The organism is Spiroplasma sp. Moj, assembly GCF_016082285.1.
In the GTDB taxonomy this organism is placed as follows: domain Bacteria; phylum Bacillota_I; class Bacilli_A; order Mycoplasmatales; family Mycoplasmataceae; genus Spiroplasma; species Spiroplasma phoeniceum.
This window is the reverse complement of the sequence record NZ_MQTY02000021.1, coordinates 11554-12743: the sequence shown is the minus strand read 5'-3', so window position 1 is coordinate 12743 and position 1190 is coordinate 11554.

Sequence of the window (1190 nt, the reverse complement as noted above, 5' to 3'; positions counted from 1 at the left end):
ATTTAGTGGAGTTAATTATTCATATATTATATATTTTATATTTGCAACTGTATTTGAAATAATTTAATTGTTCATATATCATAAATATATTTGCAAATTCTTATCCGAAATTTTCAAATATTTCATAAAGTTCATCAAAAATAGAAAAGTAGAAATTTCGTTGGGTATATTAAAAAACCTTTACGTGTTATTATTAATTCATATGAAATACTGAAAAGAAGTTAAAAATCAGCCCATATAAAACGAATATCATTGTAAACAGCAGCAGGTGGTATTATATCGGTCTGCATATGCTCTCCTATGCTCGCTCTCCAGGCTGAGCTTAATGTTGACTTCGTATGATAAAAGAAATACAAAATTTATTGAAGCCCCAAGGTTCTTTTTATTTTCGGCCCCCATTTTGGAATGAACCGACTGGACCGTTTTCATAGGACAAGATTGATTAAAGATTCTTACATCTATACATATAAATATTCAACTATATTTTAGTGTATATATATTTTATAATTTTTTAAATAATATATATAATATATATAATATATANNATANTNTNTATANGGTTCAGGACTGGAATATACACTTGAAATACATTTATTATAGAAGGTCTAAGGGAAAGTATTAAATAATATTTTACTATATATATAATTATAATTTAAAAAAATAGTTACATATATATACATTTTATTTAGGCTATTAATTGTCTTATGCTAACAGCGTCAACGACTGGAATATACCCTTCAAGTGCATNAACTNTNNNTTTTTATGGAAAAAGATTAAACCTATAATTTAATTATATACTAATATTTTANTAATANAATACTTTTTGTATATTATAACTAAACTTAATATATTTGATTACTAATTTAGTCCTTAAAACGCGTAATAAGCATTATTTTTAAGAATAAAATTATTACATAATTCATAATTTTGCTTGCATATATATATATATATATATATAATATACTAAAGGTAAATCTTGATAAAGAATTTCAATAAATAGTTTCAAGATTAAGAAAAGGAGAAAAACAAGTATGAAAAANTTACTNAGTTTATTAAGTNTNTTAACNATTNGTGGAACTGCTGTNCCAACAACAATTGCCGCTAGTCCTTATCAAAAAGAAGAAACTATCAAAAATAATGATATTACTTATCAACAAATACATAGTTTAAAAAGAATTAAAAAAAGTTTA